Origin of the sequence: Mycobacterium asiaticum, from assembly GCF_001668675.1 — a bacterium.
Taxonomy (GTDB): Bacteria; Actinomycetota; Actinomycetes; order Mycobacteriales; family Mycobacteriaceae; genus Mycobacterium; species Mycobacterium asiaticum_D.
Genome location: NZ_LZKQ01000068.1, coordinates 1 through 4702, shown reverse-complemented (window position 1 = coordinate 4702; position 4702 = coordinate 1). Strand labels below are relative to the sequence as shown.

The 4702-nt window shown below is 68.2% G+C and carries 4 protein-coding genes; all 4 read right to left on the bottom strand.

All coding sequences use genetic code 11. The features are described 5' to 3' along the window. Positions 1-1276 (bottom strand): ABC-F family ATP-binding cassette domain-containing protein (locus A9X01_RS06455; RefSeq protein ID WP_065119962.1); only part of this gene is annotated, 1276 nt, incomplete at its 3' end. A 31-nt stretch (positions 1277-1307) separates the two neighbouring features. After that, positions 1308-2144 (bottom strand): enoyl-CoA hydratase, encoded by an 837-nt coding sequence (locus A9X01_RS06450; RefSeq protein ID WP_172832455.1) that lies wholly within the window; start codon positions 2142-2144, stop codon positions 1308-1310. A 36-nt stretch (positions 2145-2180) separates the two neighbouring features. Beyond that, positions 2181-2525: a thioredoxin gene (gene trxA / locus A9X01_RS06445; RefSeq protein ID WP_065119961.1), complete on the bottom strand. Its 345-nt coding sequence runs from the start codon at positions 2523-2525 to the stop codon at positions 2181-2183. 7 nt (positions 2526-2532) lie between these two features. Next, the gene (locus A9X01_RS06440) at positions 2533-4548 is read right to left on the bottom strand and encodes a heavy metal translocating P-type ATPase (RefSeq protein WP_065119960.1); all 2016 of its coding nucleotides are present in this window, start codon (positions 4546-4548) and stop codon (positions 2533-2535) included. Between the last annotated feature and the right edge of the window lie 154 nt (positions 4549-4702).

Sequence of the window (4702 nt, the reverse complement as noted above, 5' to 3'; positions counted from 1 at the left end):
CGGGCGCGGCGTGGCGGATGTTCTGCCAAACGGTGGCGTCGTTGTCCAAAGTGTCATGTTCCTGCGCGAAGTACCCGATCCGCATGCCGTGCCCGGGCTCCAGACCGCCGGTGTCGGGTGTCTCAACCCCGGCCAGCAGCCGCAGCAGGGTGGTCTTGCCCGCGCCGTTGAGCCCCAGCACGACCACCCGCGAACCACGGTCGATGGCCAGGTCGAGGCCGGTGAACACCTCGAGGGAGCCATAGGTCTTGCTCAATCCCTTGGCCACCAGCGGGGTGCGGCCGCACGGTGCGGGTGTCGGGAACTTGATCCGGGCCACCTTGTCGGCCACGCGTTCCTCGTCCAGGGCGGCCATCATTCGATCGGCACGGCGCAACATGTTCTGTGCCGCAACGGCTTTGGTCGCTTTGGCGCCCAATTTGGCGGCCTGGGTGCGCAGCGCCGCCGCCTTGCGTTCGGCGTTGGCGCGTTCCCGGCGGCGACGCTGCTCGTCGGTCGCGCGCGCGTCGAGATACTTCTGCCAGGTCATGTTGTAGACGTCGACTTCGCCGCGCACGGCGTCGAGGAACCAGACCCGGTTCACGACGTCGGCGAGCAGATCCACGTTGTGACTGATGATGACCAGGCCGCCGGTGTGGGACCGCAGGAAGTCACGCAGCCAACCGACCGAATCCGCGTCGAGGTGGTTGGTCGGCTCGTCCAGCAGCAGCGTGGTGGCCGACCCGGCCCCACTGTCGGAGGCGGCGAACAGGATCCGCGCTAGCTCCACCCTGCGGCGCTGGCCGCCCGAGAGGGTGCGCAGCTGCTGGGTCAGCACCCGCTCCGGCAAACCGAGGCTGGCGCAGATGCGGCCCGCCTCGCTTTCCGCGCCGTAGCCGCCGAGCGCGACAAACTGCTCTTCGAGTTGGCCATAACGACGGATGGCGCGGTCGCGCGCAGCGTCGTCGGCGACCTCGGCCATCAGCGCCTGCTGCTTCTCCAAATCGGTGAGCAGCACGTCGAGACCGCGGGCCGAGAGCACCCGGTCGCGCGCCAGTACGTCCAGGTCGCCCTCTTTGGGGTCCTGTGGCAGATAACCGATGTCACCCTTGCGGGTGAGCGTCCCGGCATAGGGTTGGCCCTCCCCCGCCAGGATGCGCAACGTCGTCGTCTTGCCGGCCCCGTTACGACCGACCAGTCCGATCCGGTCGCCGGGCTGCACGCGCAGGTCCGGACCATCGGGAGACAGCAGAATGCGCGCACCAGCGCGGACCTCGAGGCCCGTAGCCGTGATCACATTCGCTCCCTGGTCATTTGTCTTGCTTGTCTTACTTGTCGTCGGTGAAAACCGGCGGGCGCTTCTCCGCGCGCGCAGCAACCGCTTCTTCGAAGTTGGAGGTGAGCAGACGGACGAAAAGCTGTCCCAGGCCCTCGGCCTGCATGTGCCCCTCAAGGCTGCCGGCGTCCAGTCCACTCCACAATGTGCGTTTGGTCAACTCGATTCCCGGCCGGGAGAACGCCGCGATGCGCGCCGCGATCGCGTAGCAGGTGTCGAGCAACTGCGCTCCGGGGACCTGGCAGGAGACCAGCCCGATCCGCTCCGCCTCCTCGGCGCTGACGTCCCGGCCGGTGAGCATGATTTCGAAGGCGCGCGACGCGCCGATGGCCCTCGGCAGCAGGTAGCTCAGCCCCAATTCGCTCGCGGTCAGGCCGTTGTTGATGCCGGCCGCCCGAAAATAAGCGCTGGTGGAGGCCACGCGGATGTCGGCGGCCAGCGCCAGGCACAGTCCTCCGCCGATGGCCGCGCCGTTGACGGCTGCGATCACCGGTTGGTGCAGCCGCCGCAGCGCCAGGATGATGTCGTCGAGCAACTCCATCGACCGCAGCGCGTAAGTCGGGCGGGTCAGGTCCTCGACGTGTGGGACGGTTCCCGCGGACTTGTGGTCAGCGCCCGAGGAGAACCCGCGGCCGGCACCAGTGAGGACCACCACACGCACCGAGTTGTCGTAGGTGACCTGCTCCAGGGTCTCCTTGAGCGGCACCATGACGTCGAACGCCATGGAATTCATCCGCTCGGGGCGATTGAGGGTGATCAGAGCGATCTCGGGCCGCGGATGTTCCAGAAGGACCAAACTCACCTCTGAACGGTAACGCAGGCCCGAGATTGCTGCGGTGCTGGCGAAGTCGCCTGCGCCGGCGGCTCAGACTTCGGTGGCCTCGTCGAACTCGTAGGCCTTGAGTTGCTGGACCAGGTCTTCCAGCGCCGCGGGCGGCAGCGCGCCGGGCTGGTTGAACAGCAGCTTCCCCTTCTTGAACGCCATCAGGGTGGGGATCGAGCGGATCTGGGCGGCCGCGGCCAGTTCCTGCTCGGCCTCGGTGTCGACCTTGGCAAACACCACGTCGGGATGGTTTTCCGAGGCGGCCTTGAACGTCGGCGCGAAGGCGCGGCACGGTCCGCACCAGGATGCCCAGAAGTCGACCAGCACCATGTCGTTGCCGTTGACGGTGTCGTTGAACTGCGCAGCAGTTAAGTCTTGAGTGGTCACAGTTCTCTCAACGCCCGCCGGGTGGTCGTTGTTCCCGAGTCCGCGGCGTCCCAGCAAACCTTTCCATGGCGCCCCGCCAGCTGCGGTCGGTCAACAGGCGCATGCCGTTCAGCGCGACCAGCAGCGTGGACCCCTCATGGCCCGCCACCCCTAGCGGCAGCGGAAGCTGCCCGAACAGGTCCCACAACACCAGCACCGTGATGCAAGCACCGGCGATGGCGAGGTTGGTTATCACCACCCGGCGAGCTTGCCGGGCCAGGGCGACGAGCGTCGGGATGGCATGGAGTTCGTCGCCGACGGTGACGGCGTCGGCGGTCTGCAGGGTGAGGTCGGCGCCGGCACCCATGGCCACCGAAGTCCATGCCGCGGCCATCGCGGGGGCATCGTTGACGCCATCGCCGACGACGAGCACCCGGTGACCCGCGGCCTCAAGCTCGCGCACCGCCTCGACCTTCTGCTCGGGCAGCAACCCGGCGCGCACCTCGCCGATCCCGGCCTCGCCGGCGACCCGTCGCGCCGCGCGATCGTTGTCGCCGGTCAACAGCACCGACGGCGTCGACGTCAGCGCGGACAGCGCAGCCACGGATCCGGCGGCATCGGCACGGATCCGATCGGTGAGCCCGAGCACTCCGACGGCCACCCCGTTGACCAAGACGACGGCGGCGGTTGCGCCGGCTGCCACTACCGGCGCCAATTCGGCCGGGGCCACCCCGCGGAAGCCGTGCGGATTGCAGACCTCGACGAAGTCGCGGCCCACGGTGGCGCGCACCCCGCGGCCCGGTACGGCCCGGAAGTCCTCGGCGGCGGGAATCGCGACATCACGCCGCCGCGCCTCCTCTACGACGGCCCGGCCCAACGGGTGTTCACTGGATTGCTCTGCGGCAGCGGCCAATCGGAGGACCGCGGCCACATCGAACAGTTCCGGCCGCAGCGCCTCGACGGTGGTGAGCCGCGGCGTGCCACAGGTCAGCGTGCCCGTCTTGTCCATTGCGACGATGCTGGCGTCGGCGAGGTGTTCCACCACCACCGCGCTCTTGACCAGAACCCCGTGCCGGCCCGCATTGGCCACCGCGGCCAGCAGCGGCGGCATGGTGGCCAGCACCACCGCGCACGGCGAGGCCACGATCATGAATGTCATGGCGCGCAACAGAACTGGTTGCAGCGGCTGGCCCAGCATCAGCGGAATGGTGATCAGGGCGAGGGTGGCGGCGACCACCCCGAGCGAGTAACGCTGTTCGATTCGCTCAATGAAGAGTTGGGTTTTCGCTTTGGTGGCCGACGCCTCGGACACCAGTTGGACGATCCGGGCGACGACGCTCCGCGACGGATCGCGGGCGACGACGAGATGCAGCGCGCCCGACCCGTTGACGGTGCCCGCGAACACGTCATCTCCGGCCGCCTTGGCCACCGGCATCGATTCGCCGGTGATGGAACGCTGGTCGACTTCTGAGGAACCCGACAGCACGGCGGCATCGGCGGGGATTCGCTCGCCGGGCCGGACCACAACGCGGTCGCCGACCACCAACTCGGCAGCAGGCATCACGCGTTCTTGCCCGTCACCGTCAAGCACGACGGCTCGGTCGGGGGCCAAGTCCAGAAGTCCTTTGACGGAGTCCGCGGTGTGCTTGGTCGCGACCTCGTCGAGGGCGCCGGAGGTCGCGAAAATCACTATCAGCAACGCACCGTCGAAGATCTGTCCGATCGCCACCGCCCCGATCGCGGCGATGATCATCAGCAGGTCGACGTCGAGCGCTTTGTTGCGCAGCGCCTGCGCTCCGGCCCATGCCGAGCCCCAGCCACCGGCCAGATAGCAGGCCAGGTACAGCGTCCACCAGACCGCGCGCGGCGCCCCGTTGAGCTGAGCCACCGAGCCGGCCAGGAACAGCAGCAGCGCGACCGCGGCCCAGCGCACCGACATCACCGACCACAGCGCCGCATGCCAACTCATCGGACGGGCGACGCTGGGCGAAACGCGGGCGAGAGTGGCCTCAGAAGCCGGCGCTTCCAGGGCGGTCAGGGTCATTCCGGCGGCCTCACAAAGGTGGGGATTGGTCGGGCTGCCCCGAGTGTATTGAGACGGACCCATGCGGAGGTCTCGGTTGTATCTCGGTATGTCATTGAATTGGCCTCTGGCACAAGGCATACGACGCCAATAGTGAATGGCGGCCCGGCGCGGG

Excerpts from the sequence above, each read along its gene's own strand:
- A9X01_RS06440 (WP_065119960.1), bottom strand. The coding sequence starts at position 4,548 with ATGACCCTGACCGCCCTGGAAGCGCCGGCTTCTGAGGCCACTCTCGCC.